Here is a 23,943-nt window from a genome sequence, read left to right on the forward strand (position 1 = left end):
GGCCGGTCATTGAGCCTGGCAGGACATCGATCCTGTCAGGACATTGAGCCGCTAGGCGTGGCGGGGGCCGGCCCGCGACGTTCACCCAGCCAGCGCGCGTACACCGACTCGACCAACTGCGCCGTGCGATCGACGCTGAACAGGCCCTGGCCGCGAATGAATTCACGGCCCGCCTCGCCCATGCGGCGGCGGCGTTCGGGATCGGCCAGCAGGCTTTCCAGCGCCGCGGCCAGCGCGGCCGGGTCTCGCGGCGGCACCAGCAGACCGGTCACGCCGGCCTGCATGGTTTCAGGCACGCCGCCCACGTCGGTGCCGATCACGGGCACCCCCATGGCGGCGGCTTCGACAAATGCCGTGCCAAAGGCTTCGCGGTGGGTCGGCAAGGCAAACACGTCGAACGCCTGCAATACGTTGCCGATATCATGACGCCGGCCCAGAAAGTGCACGCGCGACGCCAGCCCCAGCGATTCCACCTGCGCCTTCAGGCGCTCGAACACCGGCATGCCGTCTCCGGCAAGCACCAGATGGGCTTGCGGAAACGTCGCCTGGATCTGGTGGAAGGCGTCGATCAGGTCGGCGTGGCCCTTTTCAGCGCGCATGACGGCCACGCAGCCCACCACGAGGGCATTGTCAGGCAATCCGAGCTCTTGCCGGACACTGCACTGGCCATCGCTTTCGGGCAGCACGATCGGGGAATGGATGGTGGCGACGGACTTGGGCGGCGCGCCCCCATCCAGCAGTTGGCGGTGCACGTGCCGGCTCACGGCGATGACGCGGTGGGCCAGCCAGGTGTAGGCGTACAGCGAGTTGATCGGCTTGGCCAGGTGGCGGGTACGCACGATGAGCGGCGTGCGCGCCAGGCGCGCGCCCATCGCGGCGCGCACCGTGTCGCAGCGGCTGTGCGTGTTGACCACGTCGAACCGGCCACGGGCCGCCACGCGCCGCACGAACGCCACGCTGCGCATGAAGTTCACGGGGCCGTCCATGTTGACGGTGTGCACGGTGAACCCGGCATCGCGCAAACGCTGCGTCAGTTCCGCGTGCGGCTGGCAAACGGCTTCCAGGTGATGGCCGCGCTCGCGCATGGCGACCATCTCCTTATAAATACAGAATTCCTGGCCGCCGAATGCCGTGGCCGCTTCGGTATGCAGAATGCGCAGGCGGCCGCACGTTCCAGCGTGCATCTCGGAGAGATCGGCGGAACTCAGCATGGGCGGCGGCGCTGGCGGTCGGGCGCGGCTTGCGCGATGCCCTCGCGTGGGCGGCTGGAAGTGCCGGCGTGGCCGGGCGAGGGGTGCAGGAGTGAAAAGTGATGTGGCGGCATGACGGCGAAGGGCGCCAGGCGGCCTGGCGAAGCCACGACAGGATCGTGGGTTCAAAAAAGGCCGACGGTGTCGGCCTGCATAGGGTTGTTACACAGAGATTAAGTGAATGTAATCCAGAACAAGGCGGCGCGACAAGCGTCTCAACGGGCTGTTTTTGGCGCATAAAGCGCAGATAACGCGACTTCCCCTGATGTTAGCGGCAGTTCCCCGAAATAGCGGCGCATATTCAGGTCGTTCAGTTAACATTCAGGTTTACCCCCGCGAGCCAGAATGTCGTCCATGCATCACACTCCTGACGGGCTCGAGCCCACCCCTCCCGGCCGCGCTCCCTCCTTCCTGCAAGCGTTCCTCCGATCGGAAGCCCTGGGCGGCTACGTCTTGATGCTGGCGGCGCTGGCCGCCCTGGTGGTAGCCAACAGCGGCGCGGCGCAAACCTACTTCGATCTGCTCGGCGCCAAGGTGGGCTTTCAGGCGGGACCCATCGTGCTGAAGGAAACCGTGCTCCACTGGATCAACGACGGCCTGATGGCCGTGTTTTTCCTGCTGGTGGGACTGGAGATCAAGCGCGAGATGCTGGACGGCCAGTTGCGGGGCGCCGGCCGCATCGTATTGCCGGGCATCGCGGCCGTGGGCGGCATGGCGGTGCCGGCGCTGATCTATGTGCTGGTCAACCTGGGCAGTCCCGAGACCTTGCGTGGCTGGGCCATCCCTGCCGCGACGGATATCGCCTTCGCGCTGGGCATTCTGGCGCTGCTGGGCAGCCGGGTGCCGACGTCGCTCAAGATCTTCCTGACCGCGCTGGCCATCCTGGACGACCTGGGCGCGATCGTCATCATCGCGCTCTTTTACACGTCGGAGCTCAACCTGTTCGCGCTGGGTATGGCGGGCGCGCTGCTGGTCTGCCTGGTCTGCCTGAACCGCACCGGCGTCCTGCGGCTGGCCCCGTACCTGCTGCTGGGCGCGGTGCTCTGGTATTTCGTCTTGAAGTCGGGCGTCCACGCGACGCTGGCGGGCGTGGCGCTGGCGCTCACCATTCCCTTGCGCCCGCAGCACCAGGGCGGCGCCCACGTCCATTCGCCGCTGCACGCGCTGGAGCATGCGCTGCACAAGCCCGTGGCGCTGCTGATCGTGCCGGTATTCGGCTTTGCCAACGCGGGCGTGTCCTTTGCGGGGATGGGGCTGGCCAGCCTGGCCCAACCCGTGCCGATGGGCGTGGCGCTTGGCCTTTTCCTGGGCAAACAGCTGGGCGTGTTCGGCTTTGCCTGGCTCGCCATCAAGTCGGGCATCGCCAGCCTGCCGCGGCACGCCACGTTTACCCAGCTATACGGCGTGGCGCTGCTATGCGGCATCGGCTTCACGATGAGCCTTTTCATCGGCGCGCTGGCCTTCACCGATCCCGCCGCCGTCGACGCCACCAAGATCGGCGTGCTGACGGGCTCGCTGGCGTCCGCGCTGGCTGGCTTCGCCCTGCTGCGCGCCGCCGGTGCGCGAAATCAAGCTTCCGGCGCGCGCTGACCCGCCGCGTGGCAGGGGGTGCAGTAGACTGGCTGCACCCTCAGTCGCAGGAGCCGGCATGAAATCGTCCAGCGTCATCGTGCAGCGCGTCTATGAAGGCACGGGTCCGCAAGGACACTACCTTGCCCTGGTGGACCGCATGTGGCCGCGCGGGCTGCGCCGCGCAGACCTGGGCCTGGACGAATGGGCCCGCGACATCGCGCCCAGCGCCGAACTCTGCAAATGGTTCAGCCACATCGAGGAACGCTGGGACGACTTCCACGCCAAGTACCTGGCCGAACTGGCCACGCCCGAACAGCAATCGCGCATGGCGGCCCTGCTGGACGCCGCGGGCGACCGTCCCCTGACCCTGCTTTTCGGCGCGCGCAATACCGAGCACAACCAGGCGGTGGTGCTGCGCGACGCCCTTCTCGACTACGCCCGTCATCACCGCAAGCGCGCGGCGTAAACGCCCCGCTTGTTACCCTTACGCCCGCCAACGGCCCGCACCCCGCGCGCGCCGCACGATTACGTCCAAGAGGAATTTCATGGCTTTCAGCTCCGACGCCTGGGCCCGCAACGCCGCGCTCTATGAAAAGACGCGCGACATGCCTTTCAACCGCGAACTGGCCAGCGGCCAGCTCGCCGAGGACGCGTTCAAGCACTACATGATCCAGGACGCGCACTATCTGGTGGCGTTCGGACGGGCCCTGGCGATTGCCGCCGCCAAGGCCGACGATGCCGACGGTGTGGTGCAGTTTGCCGAGGCCGCCAAGGGCGCCGTCGTCGCCGAGCGCAGCCTGCACGCGGGCTTCATGCAGCAGTTCGGCATCGACACCACCACCTTCGAAGCCACACCGCTGACGCCGGCGAGCCATCACTACACCAGCTTTTTGATTGCCACCGCCTGGAGCGCGCCCTACCCGGTCGCCCTGGCCGCCCTGCTTCCGTGCTTCTGGATCTACGCCGAGATCGGCCGCGACATCCACGCGCGCGCCGTTCGGCCCAATCCGTACGCCGCGTGGATCGACACCTACGCCGGCGACGATTTCCACGCGCTGGTCCGCGCCGTGATCGCCAGCGTGGACCGCGCGGCAGACACGGCCTCGGCGCAGACCGTGGACGCGATGCACCAGGCCTACACCCATGCCGCCCAACTCGAATGGATGTTCTGGGATTCGGCGCACCGGCAGGCCGGCTGGCCGGTCTGAGCGGGATGGCCCGCTGTCCGGTCTGACCGGGTTGGTGTGCCAAAATCGCGCCCATGCCGATCGACAACCGCCTCACGTCCAACGCCCTGGCCGCCCAGGCCGCGCAACTGCCCGCCGCCTGGCAGGCCGCCCTATCCGCCGACCCCGCCGTCGCCGCCGCGCTGGCTGCCGCCACCGCGCATGTGGAAGCGCGCCTCGCGCAAGGCGCCGTGGTGTATCCCGCCACGCCCTTCCGCGCGCTGCATGGGCTGGCGCCGTCGGACGTGCGCGTCGTGATTCTGGGCCAGGATCCCTACCATGGCCCCGGCCAGGCGCAGGGCCTGGCGTTTTCGGTGCCGGACGACTGCAAGCGCCCGCCCAGCCTGCGCAACATCTTCAACGAGATCGCGCGCGACTATCCGGACTTGAGCGTGCCGGCGGGCAACGACCTGAGCCCCTGGGCCGACCAGGGCGTGCTGCTGCTCAACACGGCGCTCACGGTAGAGGATGGCCAGCCCGCCTCGCACGCCAAGCGCGGCTGGGAAACGGTGACGGATGCCCTGATCGCGCACGTCGCGCGCGACTCCTCGCCCAAGGTCTTCATGCTGTGGGGCGCTCACGCGCAGGCCAAGCGACTGTTGCTTCCGCCCGACAGTGGCCACCTCGTCCTGATGTCCAATCATCCCTCCCCCCTGTCCGCCCGCCGCCCGCCTGTGCCGTTCCTTGGGTGCGGCCATTTCCGGGCCACCAATGACTGGCTGCGGGACCAAGGGAAAAACCCTATTGATTGGGGACTGGACAAAAAAATAATTCCATTGCAGGGCGAATTCAGGTTATGATCGCCGCACTGCACAAAACGAGTTCGGCATTTACCGCCTTGATTTAGCGGAATTTTTTGCAGTCTGCCGGGAAGCCTATCCCCGGCCCCATGCCGAACTATCATCGATTCCTGACCCCTTTCCTTTCGCCCTGCGTTCCATCAGTACAAGAGAACGCGCCACGCGCATGGTTGATCCGGTCGGCACGATGCTCCATCAACCGTCGCCTGGATCCGGCCGCCTAATCCCCTGGCCCGACCAAGCACTGCGTCGCATTGTTTGCGGCAAGGGAAAGTAATGTCTTTCGAATCCCTGGGTCTCGCGCCCGCCCTTTTGTCGGCCGTTCAAGAAGCTGGCTTCACCACCCCCACCTCCGTTCAAGCCGCCGCCATTCCGCAAGCATTGGCCGGCCATGACCTGATGGTGTCCTCGCAGACCGGCAGCGGCAAGACCGCCGCCTTCATGCTGCCCGCCCTGCACCGCATCGCCCAGATGCCCGCCAACAAGGGCGTCGGCGTGCAAGTGCTGGTGCTGACCCCGACCCGCGAACTGGCCCTGCAAGTCACGGACGCCACCGCCACCTACGGCCGCAAGCTGGCCGACCTGCGCACCGCGACCGTCGTGGGCGGCATGCCCTACGGCGCGCAACTGAAGGCGCTGTCGCGCCGCGTTGACGTGCTGGTCGCCACCCCCGGCCGCCTGATCGACCACCTGCAATCCGGCCGCGTCAAGCTGAACACCGTGCACACGCTGGTGCTGGACGAAGCCGACCGCATGCTGGACATGGGCTTCATCGAAGATATCGAGACCATCGTCGAGCGTCTGCCTGAAGACCGCCAGACGCTGCTGTTCTCGGCCACGCTGGACGGCACCGTTGCCAAGCTGGCGTCGCGCATGATGCGCGAGCCGCAGCGCATCGAGATCGCCGGCGCCAAGGAAAAGCACACCAACATCACGCAAAGCCTGCTGTACGCGGACGATGCCAGCCACAAGATGCAACTGCTGGATCACGTGCTGCGCGACGCCTCGCTGGATCAAGCCATCGTCTTCACGTCGACCAAGCGCGGCGCGGACGACCTGGCCGACCGCCTGGCCGACCAAGGCTTTGCTGCCGCTGCCCTGCACGGCGACATGAACCAGCGCCAACGCACCCGCACGCTGTCGCAACTGCAGCGCGGCCAACTGCGCATCCTGGTCGCCACCGACGTGGCGGCCCGTGGCATCGACGTGCAAGGCATCAGCCACGCCGTCAACTTCGACCTGCCGATGCAAGCCGAAGACTACGTGCACCGTATCGGCCGCACGGGCCGCGCCGGCCGCAACGGCCTGGCATTCACGCTGGCCACGCATTCGGAGCGCCACAAGGTCCGTCGCATCGAACACTACATCGGCCAGTCCATCACCCCTGAAGTGATCGCCGGTCTGGAACCCAAGCGCACCCCGCGTCCGTCCACCGGCGGCGGCGGCGGCGGCAAGCCGTTTGGCAAGCCTTTCGGCAAGCGTCCCGGCGGTTTCGGCGGTTCGCGTCATTCGGGCGGCTTTGCGGGCAACCGCGACGGCGCACCGCGTGATGGCGCCCCCCGTGAAGGCCGTTCCTTCGGCGGCCCGCGTGGCGAATTCAAGCCGCGCGAAGGCGGCTACCAGGGCAACCGCCCGTTCGAGGACCGTCCGTTCGCCGATCGTCCCCAGCGTTCCTTCGGTGACCGTCCCAGCTTCGGCGATCGTCCCCAGCGCGAAGGCGGCTACCAAGGCAATCGTCCCTTCGGCGACCGCCCCCAGCGTGAAGGCGGCTTCCGTGGCGGCGACCGCGATTCGCGTCCCAGCTTCGGCGACCGTCCCAGCTATGGCGACCGTCCCCAGCGCGATGCCCGCCCGTTCAGCGAGCGTGCCCCGCGTGAAGGCGGCTTCCGCGGTGGCGATCGCGACGCGCGTCCCAGCTTTGGCGACCGCCCCAGCTTCGGCGACCGTCCCCAGCGCGAAGGCGGCTTCCGCGGCGGTGATCGCCCCGAAGGCGGCTTCCGTGGCAAGCCCTCGTTCGACAAGCGTCCTGGCGCCCCCGCCAAGCGCTTCGGCAAGTCGAACGATCGCCGCGGCTGATCCTCGCGCCTGATTCAAAAAGCCCCGCGGCCATGCCGCGGGGCTTTTTTTTTGACGTTGGCGCGGTTTCGCTTGTGAACCCGGTGTCAGACACCCCGCAGCGCCGTAACTGATTGACGGTCGACTCGTGGGGGTGTCAGACACCTGGCCGTGTTGCCGCAAACCGAGGTGTCTGACACCCGGCCGTGTCGCCGCAAACCGGAGGGGGGGGCTGACACCGGCCATGTTGCCGCAAACCGAGGTGTCTGACACCCCGCAGAGACGCCGTCCATGCTGCATCAGCGCAGCATGGGTGTCTGACACCGTCCAGGAATGTCTACGCCAGTTCCAACAAAAATCTCCCGCCAGTTCAGGACGGAGGCTTTTTTGGGACAATGCCGTTTTGCCCACGTTTCCTGCGCCCATGCAACGCCCCGCCCCCGCCAATCTGCCCACGCTCCCCCCCGCCGCGCTTGAACACAGCGAGGCCGCTGCCGCGCATCTGCGCGCGGCGATCGCCACCAACGGCGGCTGGCTGCCCTTCGATCACTGGATGGCGGAAGCCCTGTATGCGCCCGGGCTAGGCTATTACGCGGCGGGCAACGTCAAGCTGGCCGACGCGGCCGACGACGGCAAGACGCCCGCGGGCGACTTTGTGACCGCCCCCCAGCTCACGCCGCTGTTTGCACGCACCCTCGCGCGCCAGACGGCCGAGGTGCTACGCCAGACGGGCACGCACGACGTGTTGGAGTTCGGCGCCGGCACCGGCGCACTGGCCGAAGGCGTGCTGCGCGAACTGGATGCGCTGGGCCTGCCCGGCACGCGCTACCGGATCCTGGAGGTGTCGGCGGACTTGCGCTCGCGCCAAGCCGAAAGGCTGGCGCCCTTCGGCGACCGGGTGGAGTGGCTGGACTCGTTGCCCCACGCGTTTTCGGGCTGCGTGCTGGCCAACGAAGTGCTGGACGCAATGCCCGTCTCGCTCTTTGCCTGGAGCGATGCGGGCCAGGTGCAGGAACGCGGCGTGGCCCTGGATGCGGACGGCGGGTTCAAGTGGGAAGACCGGCCGGCCCCCGCGGCCCTGGCGGCCGCGGTCGCGGCGCGCATGCCCGCGCTGCCGGGCTACGTGTCCGAAATCAATCTGCAGGGCGAGGCCTGGATTGCCGCCATGGGCAGCTGGCTCGAGCGTGGCACGGCCCTGCTGGTGGACTACGGTTTTCCGCGCAGCGAGTATTACCATCCGCAGCGCGCGGGCGGCACGCTGATGTGCCACCTGCGCCACCATGCGCATGGCGACCCCTTCACCGCGCCGGGCCTGCAGGACATCACCGCGCACGTGGATTTCACGGCCATGGCGGACGCCGCGCTGACGGCGGGCCTGCAGGTGCTGGGCTATACGTCGCAGGCCCGCTTCTTGATGAACGCCGGATTGATGGATCTGCTGGCCGGGCTGGATCCGTCCGATGCCCAGGCCTACGCGCAAGCCGTGGCGCCGGTGCAGAAGCTGCTGTCCGAGGCCGAGATGGGCGAATTGTTCAAGGTGCTGGCCATCGGCCGCGGCATGACGGCGCCGTTGTCCGGGTTCTCGCGCGGCGACCGGCTGGGCAAGCTGTAAACGACGAATAGCGGACAACCGCGGTAAGCGGCCGCGGCGCGTATCTGCGGCAAGCGGCTGCGAAGTAGCTGCGGCGCGCGCCACAGCGGCCGGCCGGATCAGCCTGCCTGCATATCCACCAAACGCGCCAGACGCGCCTGGCGCACACTTTCCTTGATGCGTGCCGGCTCGCCCGCGCATGCCTTGGCGATGGCGCCCGCGTCCACGCCGCGCACCGCCGCCGCCCGCGCCTGCCAGGCAGGCACATCCACCGCGCGCAAGACCGCCGCGGCATCCAGCAGTTCAAAAAAGCGTTCGGGCTTGCGCAAGGCGTCCGCGCGCTCCATCAGCGCAAGTTCGGCATCCGGGCCTTCCGGCTTGCCGTCCACCGCATCAAGGGCATCAAGCGCATCGAGCATGTCAGGCAAGAGGCGCGCATAGTCGTTGCATTCCGTGGGCACACGCATCCGGCGGCCAAGCGCCTCGCGCTCGGGTGTCAGGCGGCACATCAGTGCGTAGCGGCTGGCCAGCGGCAAGCCCTGTTGCGCGGCGCGGTCCACCTGCGGACCGACTTCCTCCACGCCCTGCAATTCGGGCATCACGCGCGCCAGCGCACCGGATTCGGCCAGCACGCCCAGCATGCGCGAAGGCGTATGCGCCATCAGCCCGCGCGACAGTTCCTTCCAGACGCGCTCGGCCACCAACGCATCGGCCTCCCCGGCCGCCACCATACGGCGGCACAGTTCCAGGGTTTCCGGGGCCACGCTGAAATCGCCAAACCGCGCCGCAAAGCGGGCGAGGCGCAGAATGCGCACGGGATCTTCCTCGAATGCCTCGCCCACGTGCCGGAATACACGGGCGCGCAGGTCGACCGCGCCATTCAACGGGTCCACGAGCTGGCCGTTTTCGTCCTGCGCAATGGCGTTGACCGTGAGGTCGCGGCGGCGCAGGTCTTCTTCCAACGTAACGTCCGTGCCCGTATAAAAGGTGAAGCCCTTGTAGCCGCGCCCGGACTTGCGTTCGGTGCGCGCCAGCGCGTATTCCTCTTTGGTGCGGGGATGCAGGAAGACGGGAAAATCGCCACCGACCGGAATGAAGCCGCGGCGCGTCATGTCCTCGGGGGTGGCGCCCACCACGACCCAATCGTGATCGCCGGCCGGCAGGCCCAGCAGCGCATCGCGCACGGCGCCGCCGACGACATAGGCGCGCAGGCCCTCGGTGGCCGGATCGCGCGTCATTGCGCCGCGGCGGTTTCGGTGCCCACCGGCACGATGCTGCCCAGGCGCTCCTTCAGCGATTGCGGCTGGCCGGTGAACATCGCCGCGTAGTACGTGGCGTTGGACATCACGTTCTTGACGTACGTGCGGGTTTCCGTGAACGGAATGGTCTCGGCAAAGATGGCGCCTTCGACCGGATGCGTGAACGTCGAGCGCCAGTTGCGGGGCCGGCCCGGCCCGGCGTTGTAGCCCGCGCTGGCCAGCATCTGCGAGCCGTTCAGGTCGCGCAGCACGATGTTCAGGTAGTTGGTGCCCAGTTCGGTATTGGTGTCGAAATCGTTGACACTGCCCGGCGTGAAGTCGCTCATGCCGATCTTGCCGGCGACCCACTTGGCCGTGGCGGGCATGAGCTGCATCAGACCCGAGGCGCCCACGTGCGAACGCGCATCCATGATGAAGCGCGATTCCTGGCGGATCAGGCCGTACACCCACGCCGGATCCAGTGCGATGGCGTTGGCCTTGGCCGTGACGCGGCCCTCGAATGGCGCGATGAAGCGCTGGCTGAAGTCGAATTCCTTCTCGGTGCGGTCCGACGTGTTGACCACGCGGTCGTAGATGTTTTCGGCGCGGGCCAGCTCGGCGGCGGCCATGAGCTGACGGTCGTTCATGCCGCGCAGGGTGAAGTTCCACTCGGGCACGGCTTCGGCACGCCAGCCCAGGCGGAACAGCAGCACGGCGCGCTGCAGGCCCGGATTGGCGCGCGCCTCGGCGATCTCGCGGTCGCTGATGGGCGCGGGGCGCGGTGGCACGTTGATGCGGCGGCCAAGTTCTTCAGCCGCAAGCTGGCCGTAGAAGTCGAAGCGGTCGGCGATGCTGACGTAGGCGGCGTGAGCCTTTTCCTTGTGACCCAGCGCGGCCTGGCCGCGCGCCTTCCAGTACACCCATGCGGTCTCTGCCTGCTGCGAGGCCGGCATTTCGTCGATGGATTCGATGATCCACTTCCAGTCGATCTTGGGCTGGCGCAGCGCCGCACGCACCTTCCAGCCGGCGTTGTATTCAGTCATGCGGATGTGGCCGGCTTCGCGGTACCAGTCGTTGGCGCGGCTGTCCAAGCCCAGCGCGGCGGCCAGCGCATACTGGCCGCGCACCCAGGCCAGGTTCGACTTGGACATCGACTTGGCCCACTCGCGGCGCAGGTAGGAATCGGCGACGCTGACGTCCGATCGCGCCAGGCGGGCAAGCGCCAGCGTGACCAGTTCCTTTTCGTTGCGGCCAACGGGCATGCGGTCCTGCCGCGTGAGCCACTTCATGGGGTCCTTCATCAGGACGTCGTAGGTCTTCACGTCGCGCGGCTCGAACATGTACTGCACGAACTTGCGCGCGTCAGTGGTCTTGTTGGCCTCGATGGCGTCGCGCAACTGCGGTTCGAGCTGCTCCCAACCCAAGATGCCATCGGCCACGAGCTGGTCGTAGAGCGCCCAGCATGCGCCGCCAGGCGCGAAGACGGCCATCGCTTGCGCGGCCGTGGCGCGCTGGCCGGTCATGTGCTTGCCGTCCAGAATGGCGCATTCGATCTGCGCGTTGCTGTTCCTCACGGGCGCGAGCTTGCGCACCGTTTCGAAGTCGCCGCTGCGGGCGGCGGCCAGCAGCCAGTCGCCGCGCAGGCGGTCGGCCAGGTAGGCGTCGCCGTTGCTGTTGATGAACTGCTGCAGGGCCGCGACGGGACGGCCCGAGGCGGGCGGCGTCCAGAGCTGGTACCGCAGCAACCAGTATTCGGGGTACATGCCCAGCGGGTCGCCCTTGGCCTGCGGCACGAGCACGCCCAGGACGGACCACTGCTTGCGGTTCATGGCCTCGCGCGCGGCAACCACGGCGGCCAGCGCGGGGGTCTCGGCGGTGGGCGGCAAGCCCGCCAGCGCCACGGGCGGCACCGCGATCATCGGCTGGGCGGCCTGCACGGCAGGCTGAGGCTGGGGATTGACGGCGGCGCTGCGCTGCTGCGCATCGACAGGCGCACAGGCTGCCGTGAACAGCGCCACCAGCGGGAGCCAGCGGTGCAGCCCGGAGCGGGCGCCAGCCGCTGGCGACGACGAATTCTGATACCGTGGGGGCTGCTGGGCGCCTGTCTCTCGACGCACCCGCATGCTGAGCCTACGCAAATTCGTCTTCAGCATGTTTGCCTTCATCTTCAACCCCCCGGTTACAGCCACAGCATGACTACGCAAAATACTCAAGAGGATACCGCAGTCCAGGAGCGCACGCGATTGCGAAAATTGCGCGCCGACCTGCCTGACGACCAGCGCAGCCGAGGCGCTTTGCTCATGCGCGCGCGCCTTTTCACGTGGCTGAATGTCGCCCGCGACCAGGCCGTGCAGGCGGGCCATCCGGCCCCCACAACCGTCGCCGCGTTCTGGCCGATGGCCGACGAGCCCGATCTGCGCCCCCTGCTGACGCAATGGGCCGAAGCCGGCATGACCGTCGCCCTGCCCGTGGTGCGCGAGCGCAACGCGCCGCTCGCGTTCCTGCCCTGGACGCCCGAGGCCGAACTGCGCGCCGGCCCGTACGGCATCCAGGAACCCGTGGCCGGCCCCGAATTGCTGCCCGACGTGGTCCTGGTGCCCACCCTCGGTTACACGGAACAGGGCGACCGCCTGGGTTATGGCGGCGGCTACTACGACCGCACGCTGGCCGCCCTGCGTGAACGCGGCCACGCCTTCACCGCCATCGGCATCGCGTGGAGCTGCGGCGAGCTGTATCCGGGATATGTCCCCGCCCCGCACGACGTCCGGCTGGACGCGGTGCTGACCCAGGACGGCTGGGTGCCGCACGCCCCGCTTGAGGAAGGCAAGACCGGCGGATCGGTCCTGCACTCGTATCGGATGAACTGACGCACCAGTTTCGTCCGGCGTGGCGCACCAGCGTGGTGCGCCCGCCAACGCCCCGGCGCCCGCCGCGGCGCGGCCCGTCCCCCGATTTCTTCTTCGTCCGCCATGGGGATGGCAATTCCCCCGTCCCCAGCGCATATTGACGCCGTGGCGCCCGCCTGCCGCCAAAGCTGGCATGCGGGTTGCTTGTAGATATGTATCTGCACCGGAGGAGCCATGAAGCACCCACCCGCCCGTCCATCCGCCTATGACGAAATGCGCGATGGCGAGAACCGCATCCGCGCCCACTACCAGGCGTTCGAGCGCTGGCACACCGAGCAGTCGGACGAAGCCATGTCCGTGCGCCGGCTGGAGGCCGACCTGAGCTTTCGCCGCGTCGGCATCACGTTCTCGGTTGCAGGCGACGCCGCCGGCACCGAACGCCTCATCCCGTTCGACCTTATCCCCCGCATCATCCCCGCCGACGAATGGCGGCTTCTGGAAGCCGGCCTGAAGCAGCGCGTGCGCGCGCTGAACCTGTTCATCCGCGACATCTATCACGGCCACGACATCGTGCGCGCCGGCATCGTGCCCGCCGAGCAGGTCTTCCTGAACGCGCAATACCGCCCCGAGATGCAGGACGTCGCCGTGGCCGAGGACATCTACTGCCACATCGCCGGCGTGGACATCGTGCGGGCGGGCGCGGGCGAGTTCTACGTGCTGGAGGACAACCTGCGCGTGCCGTCGGGCGTGTCGTACATGCTGGAGAACCGCAAGATGTCGATGCGGCTCATGCCCGATGCCTTCGGCCGCATCAAGGTCGAACCGGTGGCGCACTATCCCGACCTGCTGCTGGACAACCTGCGCGAGGTCGCGCCGCATGGCGGCGACGATCCCACCGTGGTGGTGCTGACGCCGGGCATGTACAACTCTGCCTACTTCGAGCACGCATTTCTGGCGCAGCAGATGGGCGTGGAGCTGGTCGAAGGGCAGGACCTGTTCGTCGAGCAGAACACCGTCTACATGCGCACCACGCGCGGGCCGCGCAAGGTGGACGTGATCTACCGCAGGCTGGACGACGATTTTCTGGATCCGCTGGCGTTTCGCGCCGATTCCGCGCTGGGCGTGCCGGGCCTCTTGTCGGTGTATCGCGCCGGTCGCGTCACGCTGGCCAACGCCATCGGCACCGGCATCGCCGACGACAAGTCCACGTATCTGTACGTGCCCGACATGATCCGCTTCTACCTGGGCGAAGAACCCCTCCTGTCGAACGTGCCCACCTGGCGCTGCGGCCGGCCGGACGAACTGTCCCACGTGCTGGCCAACATGCACGAGCTGGTGGTCAAGGAAGTGCATGGCGCGGGCGGCTACGGCATGCTGGTCGGGCCGTCCGCCTCGCGTGCCGACGTGGAAGCATTCAAGGACCGCGTGCGCGCCAATCCCGCCAACTACATCGCGCAGCCCACGCTGGCCCTGTCGACCACCCCCACCTACGTGGAATCGGGCATCGCGCCGCGCCACGTGGACCTGCGTCCGTACGTGCTGTGCGGCAAGGAGATCCGCACCGTGCCGGGCGGCCTGTGCCGCGTGGCGTTGACAGAAGGATCGCTGGTGGTCAACAGCAGCCAGGGCGGCGGCACGAAGGACACCTGGGTGCTGGAGGACTGACCATGCTGAGCCGAACCGCCGACAACCTGTTCTGGATGTGCCGCTACACCGAGCGTGCCGAAAACACCGCCCGCATGCTGGACGTGAACCTGCAGATGTCGCTGCTGCCGCAGGATACGCAGACGCGCGAGGGCTCGTGGCTGGGCGTGCTGCGCATCTCCGAGCTGCAGGGGCTGTATCAAAGCAAGTACGCATCGATCTCGCCGCACGATGTGCTGCAGTACATGGTGCGCGACCCGGCGAATTCCTCGTCGATCTATTCCTGCATGCGCGCCGCCCGGGAAAACGCGCGCGCCGTGCGCGGCAGCCTCACGACGGAGGTCTGGGAAACCTACAACACCACGTGGCTCGAACTGCTCAAGCATCTGCACACCGGACTGCTGGAGCGCAATCCGGGCGAGTTCTTCGAATGGGTGAAATTCCGCTCGCACCTGGCGCGCGGTGTCACGATCGCCACCATGCTGGAAGACGAGGCGCTGTACTTCATGCGCATTGGCATGCACCTGGAACGCGCGGACAACACCGCGCGCATGCTGGACGTGAAGTTTCACGAACGCGGCGGCGCGGGCACGCAGGACAGCCGCGCGGAACCGGCCGGCGCAGCCGCCGTGCAAAGCGAGTTCTACCGCTGGTCGGCGCTGCTCAGTTCCGTGTCCGGCCTGGAGATCTACCGGAAGGTGTACCGTGATGTCATCACGCCCGACCGCGTGGCCGAGCTGCTGATCCTGCATGGCGACATGCCGCGATCGCTGCTGGCCTCGATGCGGGCGATGGCCGACGACCTGGCGCGCGTCTCGAATCAGCGCTCGACCGAAACCGAGCGGCGTGCGGGCATGCTGTGTGCTGAACTGCAGTACGGGCGCGTCGAAGACATTCTGGCGAGCGGACTGCACCGCTACCTGGACCGCTTCCTGGACCGCATCAACGACCTGGGCAACCGGATCAGTCAGGATTTCCTGGTGCCGCTGTCGGCCTAACTCGGAGCAGGCAATGAAGCAGATCATCACGCACGTCACGCATTACCGCTACACGGCGCCGGTCAACTACAGCATCCAGACCCTGCGTCTGACGCCGCGCGACGACGAGCACCAGCGCGTGCTGCGGTGGAACATCGAGGCGCCCGGCCAACTGGACAAGCAGGTCGACGCCTACGGCAACATCACGCACACCCTGACGCTGAACCAGCCGCACAGCGACATCGAACTGCGCGTGTCCGGCCAGGTGCTGGTGGCGCCACTGACGCGGGGCGTGCTGGGCAGCGAAGACAGCCGCCTGCCGGTGCATGCCTATTGCGTGCCCACGCAGCTGACCCAAGCGGACGAGACCATTCTGGCGTTTGCGCGCTCGGTGCTGCCGAACGGGCTGTCGACCTCCGACGACATCCTGAATCTGGCCGCGGCGATCCATGCCCGCGTGGCCTACGTGCCCGGCACCACGGATGTCACAACCGCCGCCGATCAGGTGCTGGCCCTGGGCCTGGGTGTGTGCCAGGACCACGCCCACCTGTTCCTGGCCTGCGTGCGCGGCCTGGCCGTGCCTGCGCGCTACGTCAGCGGCTACCTGTACACCACCGCCGAGCATGCGGCCAGCCACGCGTGGGCGGACGTCTGGCTGCCCGACGTGGGCTGGACCAGCGTGGACATCACCAACAACCAGTTCGCCTCGGAGTGCCATTGCCGGCTGGCGGTGGGCCGGGATTACGACTCGGCCTCGCCCGTGCGGGGCGTGCGCACCGGCGGCGGCGAGGAATCCATGGAAATCAGCGTCCAGGTCCAGGCCGGGGCGCAGCGGTAAGCCGTAACATCTGCCCCGCCGCGCCGCAATACAATGCGTGGTGGTTTTTCCCTCTTTCCGATCATGACCTACTGCGTAGCCGCCCGCCTCGACGCCGGCCTGGTGTTTCTCTCCGACTCCCGTACCAACGCGGGCGTCGACCAGATCAGCGTCTTTCGCAAGATGACCGTGTTCGAACTGCCGGGCGAGCGCGTCATGGTCCTGATGACCTCCGGCAACCTGGCGGTCAGCCAGGCCGTGCTGAACGTGCTGACCCGTCAGCGCGAAGAAGGCGCCGACACCCTCTGGAACGCGCCCGACATGTTCGCGGCCACGCGGCTGGTGGGCGCGGCGGTGCGCGAGGTCTACCGCAGCGAGGCCGCGGCCCTGCACGAGCAGGGCGTGGATTTCAACGTCAGCATGATCTTCGGCGGCCAGATCGGCACCGAGCAATGCCGTCTGTTCCAGCTGTATTCGGCGGGCAACTTCATCGAGGCCGGCCAGGAATGCCCGTATTTCCAGATCGGCGAGGCCAAGTACGGCAAACCCATCCTGGACCGCGTGCTGCAACCGGACACCTCGCTGGACGAGGCCGCCAAGTGCGCGCTGATCTCCATGGACTCCACGCTGCGCTCCAATATCTCGGTGGGCGTGCCGCTGGACCTGTTGGTGTACAGCGCCAATTCGTTGCGCGTGACGCACTTTGCCAGCATCGACGAGCACAACGAATACTTCCGCATGATCCGCGGCTCCTGGGGTGAACGCCTGCGCCAGGTCTTCGCGGAGATCCCGGATCCGTCTTGGACCAATCCCGACGCGCCCGGCTCGCTGGTGCCGCCATCGCGCGTGCACCAGCCGCTGCGCATGGAGCCTGTCAACACGGCCCACGCCCCCTACGTGACGCCCCAGGTGCTCGCCGAAGACCCCGGCAAGGACCAGCCCAACTAAGGCGCGTGACGGTCGCAGAAGGATGGGGCCACAGCCCACCGTCTATCGCGGCCCGCGTCCGCTTGCCCAGGCCAGGATCTCGTCCCGATTTCCATCCAGCTCGGGCACCGCTGCCGGCTGCACCGGTAGCGGCTTGGAAAACTTGACCGGAAACGCCACGCGGGGCCCGTCCGCCGTCTCGGCAACCACGCCACGATGCCGTACGTGCGGGTCGTCGAAGACCTCGTCATGTAGAAGCACGGGCGCCCAGGGAATATCACGGCCGCGGAACACGCCTTCCCAATATGCCAGGCTGCGGCTGGCAAACAACGTGCGCAGCCGGTCGTTCAGCGCCCGCTTGTCGCCCAGCCTTCCTGCCCGCGTCCGGTAAATCTCCGTGGTCAGTTCGGGACAGTCCGGCGCGAGTGCCTCGCACAGGTTTTGCCAGAAGGCCTCCTCCAGTATGCCGAGCGCAAGATGCCGTCCATCGGCCGTCTCGAACACGTCGTTGTCGGGCATGATATGCGGCAGGTTGTCGAGGCCCGCGCCGTGGGACCGGGTCATCGCCTGCAGGGCCGGCGCCATCCACGCGGTCAGCGCATCATGGATGGACACATCCAGATGCTGGCCCACGCCAGAGACACGCGCGTCATCGACAGCGGCCAGGATCGCCAAGGCGGCGTGCATGGCCGCGCAATAGTCCGACAGCCGCAAACGCGGGCGCCCCATCACGTCGCGCACCTGCGATGGAACGGCCCAATAGCCGGACAGGGCCAGGTAGTTCACATCGTGGCCGGGACGCTGCGCGTAAGGGCCTGTCTGACCAAAGCCCGAAATTGAACACATCACGATGCGTGGATTGGCTCGCGCCAGACGGGTGTAGTCCAACCCCATCCTGGCCATGACACCGGGCCGGAAGCCTTCGATCAGCACGTCGCTGCGCGCGGCCAGCTGCAGGAGGGTGCTCCGGTCTTCCTCGCGCGTGAAGTCCAGGCTGATGGATCGCTTGCCGCGGTTGTACTTGGCAAACGTTTCCGCGCCGAGCTGACGCGCCGTGTCGCCCTGCGGCTTTTCCACCTTGATCACGGTGGCGCCAAGCTGGCCGAGCAGCATCGCCGTATATGGGCCCGGGTGAAGCTGGCCCAGGTCCAGCACGGTCAGCCCGCTGAGATAGCCGCCGCCTCGGGTCATGCCAGGATCCCCTTGGCGATCGTATTGCGCTGGATTTCGCTGGTGCCGGTGACAATGCGGTAAAGGCGCAGGCGGCGGAATATGAACTCCACGGGATGGTTCTTCGTCACGCCCACGTTTCCGTGGATCTGCATGGCCTTGTCGGCAATGTCGAAGCAGCGTTCGGACACGAACAGCTTGCACATGGCGGCCTCGTCCCGCACGTCTGCGCCAGCGTCGGCCTTTGCCGCCGTGGCAAGCACCATGTGTTCGCAGGCATACAACGCCGTCGCCATGTCGGCCAGCATGTGCTGGATGGCCTGGAAGCGGCTGATCGGGCCGCCGAACTGCTGGCGGTGCCTGGCGTAGTCCACCGCCAGCCTGAAGGCCTGGCGCGCCAGGCCTATCATCGTCGGACAATGCAGCAGCCGGTTCACGCTGATGCGATTCATGGCGATCTTGAAGCCCTGCCCCGGCGCGCCGATCAGATTCTTCTTCGGCACGCGGACCTGATCGAACACGATGTCCGCGTCCACGTACTGGCCCGTCATCGGCACGCAGTCGTGCACAAGCCGCACGCCAGGGCTGTCCAGGTCGATCAATATCGCCGAGATGCCGTCGGTCCCTGCCTCCGGGTCGGTGACGCACATCGTGATGGCGAAGTCCGCAAACATGGACGCCGTGATGTAGTGCTTGGTGCCCGTGACGATGTAGTCGTCGCCGTCCTCGACCGCAGTGGTCTGCAGCCGGGTCGCGTCAGAACCCGACTGCGGTTCCGTCATGGCAAAGCAGGCGCCGCGCTCGGCATGAATCACGGGCATGATGTAGTGCTCCAGCTGATACGGCGTGGCATGTCGCACCAGATTGCCGATACGCGATGGCCCGCCCCAGTCGCCCAGCACGTGCGGAAACAGAATGGCGCCGGAAGCGGCGACGTCATCCTTCAGCACGCACAGATCACGATAGGGCAGGCCCTGCCCGCCCAGTTCGACCGGCAGCTGCGGACCGTACAGCCCCAGGGTCCGGCACCGTTTCCATACGGATTGCACCAAGCTGCGCTCGAACTTGTCTTCGTACCCCAGGCCGAGCGATCGCTCCAGCGGAAGCAGTTCATCCTGCAGATACTGCCGCAGCCGCTCGCGCAGCTCGGCCAAGGTAAGCGGTGTGTCGTTGGGCATGATGTCTCCTGTCTCGGTAATGCCCAGCTTGACAGCGCTAGCCATCCTCATGATTATCTTTTCTTCGATCTTGATAACCGCGCGGAATCATGAGACTGGAAGATCTGGACTATTTCCTGGCCGTCGCCCGCCTGGGGCACGTGGGCCGTGCCGCGGACAGCATCGGCATCAGCCAACCCGCGCTGACCAAGGGGATCCGCCGGCTGGAGGAAGAGCTGAAGCTGCAGTTGTTCCTGCGCACGCCCAAAGGCATGGAACTGACGATTCCCGGACGCGCGTTCTATCAACGGTCGGTCCAGGCCCGGCGCGAGCTTGACGACGCGATGCAGGAGGCCGGTGATCTGCATCGCGGCAGCATCGGGCAATTGCGCGCGGGCGTCACGCCGCTATTGGCCGAGCCGTTCTTCAATCCCGCCTGCATCGAATTGCTGTCGCAGCGGCCCGCCGCCAAGGTGCAGGTCATGGTCAGCCTGAACGATGCCTTGATTCCTGCCCTGCGCCAGGGAGACCTGGACTTTGCGATCAGCTCGCTGTTTGAATCCGCCACGGCGGCCGAATTCGATTGCGAACCGTTGTTTGCCGACCGGCTATATGCCGCGGCGCGGCCGGGCCATCCCTTGCTGAACGGCCGCAAGATCCGCTTCACAGACCTTGCTCCCTACAAGTGGATGCTGCCCGGCCCGCAAGCCGCCTCGCGCCGCTGGCTGGAGACCAGATTCGAGCAGCACGGCTCACCCCCGCCCGAAGTGACCATCGAATCCAACGCGTCCGTATCGAACCTGCTGAGCATCCTGCACGGCACCGACCTGTTGACGCTGGTCAGCGAAATGACCCTGTCGGCGCACGCCGGCCATGACCTTGCCATCGTGCCGCTGGATGACCTGACCTGGCATCGCCAGATCGGCGTTCTGACGCGGCGCAACAGCTACCAGTCGCCACTGACCGAGCGGCTGCTGGAGATCCTGCGCCAGCACGCGCAGCGGCGCGCGCAGGCGAAGTAACCCCCGCCCCGTCCCATGGCGTCCGCTATTCCGCCGTCAGGCCCAGGCGCTGGATCAGCGGTCCATAGCGAGCCGACTCCTGGTCGATGAGCTTGCCCATGTCGGCCGGCGAGCCGGCGATGGATTTGAATGACTGCGACTCAAGCGCCTGCACGACTTGCGGGTCGGCCATGACGCGGCGGATTGCCGCGTTCAGGCGGTCTACCACGGCGGACGGCGTCCCCTTCGGCACGGCAATGCCCGCCCAGCTTCCGCTGTCGAAGCCTGCGTAACCCAGTTCGGCAACTGACGGCACGTCAGGCAGGGACGCCGCGCGCTGCTCGCTGGTGACGGCCACCGCGCGGATCTTGCCCGACGTAATAAACGGCATGGCGGGCGCGACGGCCACGATGCCAACGTCTATCTGTCCGCCCGCCAGGTCATTCAACGCGTTGCTGCCGCCGCGGTACGGCACGTGGACGGCGTCCAGGCCAAAGTGCTGCTTGATGGTTTCGAACGTCAGGTGCATGGACGAACCCACGCCAGGGCTGCCGTAGCTGAGCTTGCCGGGATGCGCCTTGGCGTACGCCTGCAGTTCAGCGAACGTCCTGATCGGCAACGCGCTGTTGACCAGTACGACGTGGGGGGCAATGCTCAAGCCCGACACCGGCGCAAGGTCGGCGATCGGATCAAATGTCAACTTGGGCGACAAATGTTTCGCGATCGCAAAGTTGCCGCCATATTCAAGCAGGGTATAGCCATCGGCCGGCGCGCTGGCGACTTTGCCGCCGCCCAGATTGCCTCCTCCTCCCCCGACGTTCTCAACGATGATGGTCTGCCCCAGCTCCTTGCCCAGCGGCACCGACACCAGCCGGGCGATGTAGTCGAACTGCCCGCCCGCCTTGAATGGAACGATCAGGCGGATGGGCTTTTCGGGATATCTGGCCGCGACGTCCGCCGCCTGGGCCGGAGCGATGGCGCTCAGGCCTGCCAGGGTGAGGGTCGCCTCGGCCAAGCGACGAACCGCCTTTGCAACCCACCGAACATCTCGTTTTTCCACACCTGTCTCCTGTTTCTTGTCGGGGTTGGACCGTCGCCTCCCCTTTGGCAATAGAGGTAACCCGGCGCCGGGCGCCGCGTCATGCCATACCCGATGATCTTCATAACGCACAGGAATCGGCCCTGCGCGATAACGCGGCGGCATGATGTTTAGCGTCCCGGTTATGCGGCCGTGCGCTGCGCCGCGCAGCATAGCGGCAAGCCAAATTCGAAACGGAGCCGTCATGAACCAAGGCCGATACACCACCCGCAATGCGCGCTACTGGCGCGACCGTCCCGCCATCATTTTCGGCGACCGCAGCATAAGCTTTGGTCAGCTGGAAACCCGGTCCAATCGACTGGCCAATGCGCTGCTCGGGCTGGGCCTGACCAAAGGCGACCGCGTCGCCGTCCAGGCCTGGAATTGCCCTGAAATCATCGAGCTGGAGTGCGCCCTGTACAAGGCGGGACTGGTCAAGGTGGCATTGAATGCCCGCTTGTCTGCGCAGGAGATGGTGGACTCGGTCAACAACGCGCAGGCCGCCGTATTTATCGTGGATCCGGCGCATCTGGAGGACGCCGAGTCGCGTCGCAACGCCTTCGAAACCGTTCGCCACCTCGTCGTGACCGGAAGCCGGGACGCTGGCGACTGGCGGTCCTACGAACGCCTGCTGGAGGCTGCCGCCGACCGTAATCCGGATGTCCCCATGCAGCCGCAAGACCTGGCGGTGCTGCATTTCACGTCGGGTTCAACCGGCAAGCTGAAGGCCGCCATGCAGACGGTCGGCAACCGCCTGGCGTCGCTGCGCAAGGTGGTCATGGGCCGAATGCGCGCGAATCCGGGTGAAGTGCTGGCGTTGGCCGGGCCGATCACGCACGCCAGCGGCATGTTCATGCAACCGTTCCTGTTTCAGGGCGGCACGATCCTGCTGCACGACCGCTTCGAGCCCGAGGCCTTTCTCGCGTCGGCCGCCCGCCACCGCGCCGCCTTCAGCTTCATGGTGCCCACGATGGTCAACATGCTGATCGCTCATCCGAACCTGCATCGCCATGATCTGTCCGCACTGCGGCAGATCTCCTATGGCGGCGCGCCGATGGCACCCGCACGCATCCGCGAGGCCTGGGAAGCATTGGGACCGAAGCTCAGCCAGGGATATGGCGCCGGCGAGACGACAGGCGGCCTCGTTCTGCTAAGCGCGTTGGATCACGCCGATGCGATGGCGGGCCATCCGGAGCGCCTTCTGTCCTGCGGCCGGCCTTTCGGCGAAAGCGAAGTCCGGCTGGTCGATGAAGACGGGCAGGAAGTGCCTCCCGGCGAAATTGGCGAAATCACCGTCAGCGGTCCTGACGTCTTTGCCGGCTACTGGCAAGAACCGGAACTGTCGGCGCAGGCGCTGCGCGACGGCTGGCTGCATACGGGCGACCTGGCCCGCACCGACGACGAAGGTTTCATGTACATCGTCGACCGGAAGAAGGACATGATCATCTCGGGGGGCTTCAACATCTACCCGACGGAAGTCGAGCAGGCGCTCTACCAGCACCCCGCCGTTTACGAAGCCTGCGTGTTCGGTGTGCCCGACAAACTGTGGGGCGAGTCAGTAAAGGCGATGATCGTCCTCAAGCCGGGCGAAGCGGCGACCCCGGCCGACCTGATCGAGCATTGCCGCAAGCAACTGGCCGACTTCAAGAAGCCGCGGAGCGTCGAACTGTTGGCGGAACTGCCGAAGAACGCCAATGGCAAGGTCGCAAGAAAGCAGATGCGGGATGCATTCTGGATTGATGAGGACCGCAAGGTGGGGTGATCGCAACGGCATGCGGGCATGGCGGAGCGGTTAGGTGCCGCCCAAAGCGGCACCTGAGGCGTCAGCGCCGCTCGAACTTCGGCGCGCGCTTTTCTTCAAATGCCTTGCGGCCTTCCTTGGCGTCCGCCGTGGCAAAGCAGATCGCCTGCAGATCGCGCTCGTACTCCACGGCCTTCTCCAGCGGCATCGACAGCGCGGCGCGCAGATTGACGCGTGCCGTCTCGGCCGCGATCGGCGCGCGCGAGGCGATGGTGGCGGCAAGCGCCTGCGCGCGCTCGCGCAACTGTTCCTGCGGCACCACTTCGCTCACCAGGCCCCAGGCCAGCGCCTGATCGGCGCGAATGGGATCGCCGGTCAGCACCATCAGGGCGGCGTTGCTCGGGCCGATCGCATGGACGAGCTGCGCCGTCATGCCGCCGCCGCCGATCCAGCCCAGCTTGATCTCGGGCGCGCCCAGACGCGCGTTATCGGACGCGATGCGGATATCGCAGGCCAATGCCATCTCCAGGCCGCCGCCGAACGTATAGCCGTTGATCGCCGCCACCGTGGGCTTTTTCAACATGCGCACGCAGTCGCAGTAGTCGAGCCGATTGCGAAAATCCCAGGGCGTGGCGTAGCGGTCAAGCTCGGTGATGTCCGAGCCGGCGCAGAAGGCCTTGGGGCCCGCGCCGGTCAGGATCACCGCACGCACCTGCGCGTCGGAATTGCATTGCTCCACCGCCGCGATCAGCAAGTCGGCCATCTCGGGCGTCATTGCGTTCAGCTTCTCGGGACGATTGAGTTCGATGATGGCGACATGGCCATCGATACTGAGATTGACGAGTGCGCTCAC

General features: G+C 66.8%; 20 protein-coding genes. 13 read left to right on the top strand and 7 right to left on the bottom strand.

Going from position 1 to position 23,943, the window contains the following annotated elements; genetic code table 11:
- Positions 1-35: 35 nt before the first annotated feature.
- Positions 36-1,211, bottom strand: coding sequence for a glycosyltransferase (locus tag ASD71_RS04745; protein ID WP_082578798.1), 1,176 nt, complete (start codon positions 1,209-1,211; stop codon positions 36-38).
- A 393-nt stretch (positions 1,212-1,604) separates the two neighbouring features.
- On the opposite strand from ASD71_RS04745, the gene nhaA reads away from it, so the two are divergent.
- From nhaA to ASD71_RS04775, 6 genes are all read left to right on the top strand, one after another.
- Entirely contained in the window at positions 1,605-2,840 is a 1,236-nt protein-coding gene (gene nhaA / locus ASD71_RS04750; RefSeq protein ID WP_056566415.1) for a Na+/H+ antiporter NhaA, read from the top strand.
- Positions 2,841-2,898: 58 nt separating this feature from the next.
- Entirely contained in the window at positions 2,899-3,288 is a 390-nt protein-coding gene (locus ASD71_RS04755) for a DUF488 domain-containing protein (RefSeq protein ID WP_056560406.1), read from the top strand.
- A gap of 79 nt (positions 3,289-3,367) precedes the next feature.
- On the top strand, positions 3,368-4,030 hold the full coding sequence (gene tenA / locus ASD71_RS04760) for a thiaminase II (protein ID WP_056560408.1): 663 nt from the start codon (positions 3,368-3,370) through the stop codon (positions 4,028-4,030).
- Positions 4,031-4,083: 53 nt separating this feature from the next.
- Positions 4,084-4,848, top strand: a complete 765-nt coding sequence (locus ASD71_RS04765; protein ID WP_056560411.1) for a uracil-DNA glycosylase — start codon at positions 4,084-4,086, stop codon at positions 4,846-4,848.
- Positions 4,849-5,124: 276 nt separating this feature from the next.
- The gene (locus ASD71_RS04770) at positions 5,125-6,924 is read left to right on the top strand and encodes a DEAD/DEAH box helicase (RefSeq protein WP_056560414.1); all 1,800 of its coding nucleotides are present in this window, start codon (positions 5,125-5,127) and stop codon (positions 6,922-6,924) included.
- Between the two features lie 403 nt (positions 6,925-7,327).
- On the top strand, positions 7,328-8,515 hold the full coding sequence (locus ASD71_RS04775; RefSeq protein WP_056566418.1) for a class I SAM-dependent methyltransferase: 1,188 nt from the start codon (positions 7,328-7,330) through the stop codon (positions 8,513-8,515).
- Positions 8,516-8,613: 98 nt separating this feature from the next.
- On the opposite strand, the gene ASD71_RS04780 is transcribed toward ASD71_RS04775, so the two are convergent.
- Together ASD71_RS04780 and ASD71_RS04785 are read right to left on the bottom strand one after the other, a co-directional pair.
- Positions 8,614-9,732: a tRNA CCA-pyrophosphorylase gene (locus ASD71_RS04780; RefSeq protein WP_056560417.1), complete on the bottom strand. Its 1,119-nt coding sequence runs from the start codon at positions 9,730-9,732 to the stop codon at positions 8,614-8,616.
- On the bottom strand, positions 9,729-11,771 hold the full coding sequence (locus ASD71_RS04785) for a lytic transglycosylase domain-containing protein (protein WP_162253564.1): 2,043 nt from the start codon (positions 11,769-11,771) through the stop codon (positions 9,729-9,731). Before ASD71_RS04785 ends, ASD71_RS04780 begins: the two co-directional genes overlap by 4 nt.
- 153 nt (positions 11,772-11,924) lie before the next feature.
- Between ASD71_RS04785 and ASD71_RS04790 the strand changes: the two genes are divergently transcribed.
- The 5 genes from ASD71_RS04790 (at position 11,925) to ASD71_RS04810 (ending at position 16,964) form a co-directional block, all read left to right on the top strand.
- Positions 11,925-12,599, top strand: a complete 675-nt coding sequence (locus tag ASD71_RS04790; protein ID WP_056560419.1) for a 5-formyltetrahydrofolate cyclo-ligase — start codon at positions 11,925-11,927, stop codon at positions 12,597-12,599.
- 213 nt (positions 12,600-12,812) lie between these two features.
- Positions 12,813-14,243 carry a circularly permuted type 2 ATP-grasp protein gene (locus tag ASD71_RS04795; protein WP_056560422.1) on the top strand — a complete coding sequence of 477 codons (1,431 nt, stop codon included), beginning with the start codon at positions 12,813-12,815 and terminating at the stop codon, positions 14,241-14,243.
- 2 nt (positions 14,244-14,245) lie between these two features.
- Positions 14,246-15,220, top strand: coding sequence for an alpha-E domain-containing protein (locus ASD71_RS04800; RefSeq protein WP_056560425.1), 975 nt, complete (start codon positions 14,246-14,248; stop codon positions 15,218-15,220).
- A 13-nt stretch (positions 15,221-15,233) separates the two neighbouring features.
- The gene (locus ASD71_RS04805; RefSeq protein ID WP_056560427.1) at positions 15,234-16,037 is read left to right on the top strand and encodes a transglutaminase family protein; all 804 of its coding nucleotides are present in this window, start codon (positions 15,234-15,236) and stop codon (positions 16,035-16,037) included.
- A 63-nt stretch (positions 16,038-16,100) separates the two neighbouring features.
- Positions 16,101-16,964, top strand: coding sequence for a proteasome-type protease (locus ASD71_RS04810; RefSeq protein WP_056560432.1), 864 nt, complete (start codon positions 16,101-16,103; stop codon positions 16,962-16,964).
- Between the two features lie 42 nt (positions 16,965-17,006).
- Here the strand turns inward: ASD71_RS04810 and ASD71_RS04815 are convergent, their stop codons facing one another.
- Both ASD71_RS04815 and ASD71_RS04820 read right to left on the bottom strand, forming a co-directional pair.
- On the bottom strand, positions 17,007-18,134 hold the full coding sequence (locus ASD71_RS04815) for a CaiB/BaiF CoA-transferase family protein (RefSeq protein ID WP_056560434.1): 1,128 nt from the start codon (positions 18,132-18,134) through the stop codon (positions 17,007-17,009).
- Positions 18,131-19,291, bottom strand: a complete 1,161-nt coding sequence (locus tag ASD71_RS04820; RefSeq protein ID WP_056560437.1) for an acyl-CoA dehydrogenase family protein — start codon at positions 19,289-19,291, stop codon at positions 18,131-18,133. The genes ASD71_RS04815 and ASD71_RS04820 overlap by 4 nt, the downstream gene beginning before the upstream one ends.
- Positions 19,292-19,380: 89 nt before the next feature.
- On the opposite strand from ASD71_RS04820, the gene ASD71_RS04825 reads away from it, so the two are divergent.
- Positions 19,381-20,292: a LysR family transcriptional regulator gene (locus ASD71_RS04825; RefSeq protein WP_056560440.1), complete on the top strand. Its 912-nt coding sequence runs from the start codon at positions 19,381-19,383 to the stop codon at positions 20,290-20,292.
- Positions 20,293-20,317: 25 nt separating this feature from the next.
- Here the strand turns inward: ASD71_RS04825 and ASD71_RS04830 are convergent, their stop codons facing one another.
- Positions 20,318-21,286 carry a tripartite tricarboxylate transporter substrate binding protein gene (locus ASD71_RS04830; protein ID WP_056560443.1) on the bottom strand — a complete coding sequence of 323 codons (969 nt, stop codon included), beginning with the start codon at positions 21,284-21,286 and terminating at the stop codon, positions 20,318-20,320.
- Between the two features lie 268 nt (positions 21,287-21,554).
- On the opposite strand from ASD71_RS04830, the gene ASD71_RS04835 reads away from it, so the two are divergent.
- On the top strand, positions 21,555-23,111 hold the full coding sequence (locus ASD71_RS04835) for an AMP-binding protein (RefSeq protein WP_056560446.1): 1,557 nt from the start codon (positions 21,555-21,557) through the stop codon (positions 23,109-23,111).
- 61 nt (positions 23,112-23,172) lie between these two features.
- Here ASD71_RS04835 and ASD71_RS04840 read toward each other — a convergent pair whose 3' ends face one another.
- Positions 23,173-23,943, bottom strand: coding sequence for an enoyl-CoA hydratase/isomerase family protein (locus tag ASD71_RS04840; RefSeq protein ID WP_056560450.1), 771 nt, complete (start codon positions 23,941-23,943; stop codon positions 23,173-23,175).

This window comes from Achromobacter sp. Root565, from assembly GCF_001427425.1.
In the GTDB taxonomy this organism is placed as follows: Bacteria; Pseudomonadota; Gammaproteobacteria; order Burkholderiales; family Burkholderiaceae_B; genus Achromobacter; species Achromobacter spanius_D.

What these genes read in the sequence shown, in the direction of transcription:
- ASD71_RS04745 (WP_082578798.1), bottom strand. Translation starts at nt 1,211, where the DNA reads ATGCTGAGTTCCGCCGATCTCTCCGAGATGCACGCTGGAACGTGCGGC.
- nhaA (WP_056566415.1), top strand. Translation starts at nt 1,605, where the DNA reads ATGCATCACACTCCTGACGGGCTCGAGCCCACCCCTCCCGGCCGCGCT.
- ASD71_RS04755 (WP_056560406.1), top strand. Translation starts at nt 2,899, where the DNA reads ATGAAATCGTCCAGCGTCATCGTGCAGCGCGTCTATGAAGGCACGGGT.
- tenA (WP_056560408.1), top strand. Translation starts at nt 3,368, where the DNA reads ATGGCTTTCAGCTCCGACGCCTGGGCCCGCAACGCCGCGCTCTATGAA.
- ASD71_RS04765 (WP_056560411.1), top strand. Translation starts at nt 4,084, where the DNA reads ATGCCGATCGACAACCGCCTCACGTCCAACGCCCTGGCCGCCCAGGCC.
- ASD71_RS04770 (WP_056560414.1), top strand. Translation starts at nt 5,125, where the DNA reads ATGTCTTTCGAATCCCTGGGTCTCGCGCCCGCCCTTTTGTCGGCCGTT.
- ASD71_RS04775 (WP_056566418.1), top strand. Translation starts at nt 7,328, where the DNA reads ATGCAACGCCCCGCCCCCGCCAATCTGCCCACGCTCCCCCCCGCCGCG.
- ASD71_RS04780 (WP_056560417.1), bottom strand. Translation starts at nt 9,732, where the DNA reads ATGACGCGCGATCCGGCCACCGAGGGCCTGCGCGCCTATGTCGTCGGC.
- ASD71_RS04790 (WP_056560419.1), top strand. Translation starts at nt 11,925, where the DNA reads ATGACTACGCAAAATACTCAAGAGGATACCGCAGTCCAGGAGCGCACG.
- ASD71_RS04795 (WP_056560422.1), top strand. Translation starts at nt 12,813, where the DNA reads ATGAAGCACCCACCCGCCCGTCCATCCGCCTATGACGAAATGCGCGAT.
- ASD71_RS04800 (WP_056560425.1), top strand. Translation starts at nt 14,246, where the DNA reads ATGCTGAGCCGAACCGCCGACAACCTGTTCTGGATGTGCCGCTACACC.
- ASD71_RS04805 (WP_056560427.1), top strand. Translation starts at nt 15,234, where the DNA reads ATGAAGCAGATCATCACGCACGTCACGCATTACCGCTACACGGCGCCG.
- ASD71_RS04810 (WP_056560432.1), top strand. Translation starts at nt 16,101, where the DNA reads ATGACCTACTGCGTAGCCGCCCGCCTCGACGCCGGCCTGGTGTTTCTC.
- ASD71_RS04815 (WP_056560434.1), bottom strand. Translation starts at nt 18,134, where the DNA reads ATGACCCGAGGCGGCGGCTATCTCAGCGGGCTGACCGTGCTGGACCTG.
- ASD71_RS04820 (WP_056560437.1), bottom strand. Translation starts at nt 19,291, where the DNA reads ATGCCCAACGACACACCGCTTACCTTGGCCGAGCTGCGCGAGCGGCTG.
- ASD71_RS04825 (WP_056560440.1), top strand. Translation starts at nt 19,381, where the DNA reads ATGAGACTGGAAGATCTGGACTATTTCCTGGCCGTCGCCCGCCTGGGG.
- ASD71_RS04835 (WP_056560446.1), top strand. Translation starts at nt 21,555, where the DNA reads ATGAACCAAGGCCGATACACCACCCGCAATGCGCGCTACTGGCGCGAC.